Raw genomic sequence first — 1,747 nt, 5'->3', positions numbered from 1 at the left:
CTGGATCAGGCCCACATTCCGTGAAGTGGACCCTGATCAGTCGGCCAGCAGGATGCGTTTGCGCAGGAGATCGGGGTTGGCGCGGCCATACATCTGCCTTTTGATCATCTTGGTCCGGTTGACGTGCCCTTCGACGGGTCCGGAGCTGTAGGGCAGGCTGAGACCGGCAGTGACAGCGTCTTGGTCGCGGCGTAGCCCGGTGACGAAGGAATGCAACTCAGGCAGGTCGTCGCGAAGGACCGCGTTAATCCATGCCTCCAGGTTCCGGCCGCGGCGGTTCATCATCATCTCGGCGAACTGGCGGACATGGACACGGAGCGCTGCCAGCTGGGGACATACGGCGGTGAGTGTATCGAGCTGGCGCTGCTCACCGGCGTCGAGGTGGGTGGGGTTGCGTAGGAACCAGCCGGTGGCCTGCCGGACCGTGGGCGGGCGAGGTGAAGTCGGTGTGGGTGGCAGGCCAGCTCGCCAGGGACGGATGTACTGGCGGACGGCGGTGCTGCTGCCACGGTAACCGAGATCCCGCAGTTCACCGCAGAGGAGTTCGGCGTTGGTGCATCCCTCCGTCCACCGCTTGCGCAGGTAGCCGTCATAGGCATCCAATGCCTTGGGGCGTTGGCCGGTACCGGTGTGCACGAGCAGGTCTTCCGGGCTGCCGGCACGAGTGAAGCGCCGGATGGTGTTGCGACCGAGGTTCAGGCGCCGGGCGATCTCCCGGACGCCATGGCCTTGCTTCAGCAGAGCATGCACGACGGCATGCCGCTCCCGGGTGCGAATGGCGATCCTGTCCTCGCGGTCGGCGGGCGAGCGAGGTGCGGTGGGGGCCTGCAAAGGCAGAGAAGGCGAGGGCTGAGTGCTGAGCATGGAGGTCAGTGACGGCAGGTGATGGCGGTGCCGAGTGAGGGTGCGTTCGACTGCCTCGCCGAGGTTCCTCCAGAGATGCCAGCGATCTGCCACCTGGATCGCGTCTGGCGCGCCGCGGGCGGCGCCCTCGGCATAGGCACCGGCCCGGTCCCGGCAGACGATCTCGACGCCGGGGTGAGCCTGCAGCCAGGCCGCGAGGGTGTCGGCCGTCCGATCGGTCAGCACATCGACCACGGTGCTGGTGGAGATGTCGATCAGGATGGTGCCGTAGGAGTGCCCCCGCCGGTATGCAAAGTCGTCCACGCCGAGCACCCGTGGGCCCGCTGGAAGGGGTGGCTCAGGCAAGCTGCGGATCAGTCTGATCAGTGTCATCCGGCTCACTGAGGTGGCCAGGTGCTGGGTCAGCCGGGCCCCGGCGCGCCCGCCCAGTGCCAGCGCAATCGCCTGTAACGCCTGGGCCGCTGGGATGCTGCGGCGGCCGTAGCGCACGGTCAGGTCCGGGATCTGCTCGGCGAACGTCGTCCTCGCGCAGACGACATTGCGGCAGAAAAACCGGTGCACCCGCAGGTGGATGAGCAATTCCTGGCCACCGACCGCGATGTCGGACAGCTGCCGTTCATAGTGACTATGCCTGCGCCGCGACTGAATCCCGCAGTCCGGGCACGCGGCCTCCATGGTGTCGGTTCTGGCCCGGATCCGCACCGTGGCTCCCGAACGGAACACCTGGTCAACACACACGCGGGCCAGGTGCGGGAACAAGATGGCAACCAACTCCTTGATCAACACGACGCAGATGGTCGTGACCTGGAGATGGGCTACTGGCTAGAACACCCGAATCGTGACCTCTCAACGGGTCCGATCACGGAATGTGGGCCTGATCCCA

The 1,747-nt window shown here is 66.5% G+C and carries 1 protein-coding gene; it reads right to left on the bottom strand.

Features of this window, described 5'->3' with window-relative positions:
* Positions 1 to 36: 36 nt before the first annotated feature.
* Positions 37 to 1,566, bottom strand: coding sequence for an ISL3 family transposase (locus tag Pta02_RS40680; protein ID WP_444980752.1), 1,530 nt, complete (start codon positions 1,564 to 1,566; stop codon positions 37 to 39).
* Between the last annotated feature and the right edge of the window lie 181 nt (positions 1,567 to 1,747).

The organism is Paraplanobispora takensis, from assembly GCF_016863195.1.
Taxonomy (GTDB): Bacteria; Actinomycetota; Actinomycetes; order Streptosporangiales; family Streptosporangiaceae; genus Planobispora; species Planobispora takensis.
This window is presented reverse-complemented; position numbering and strand designations above follow the sequence as displayed.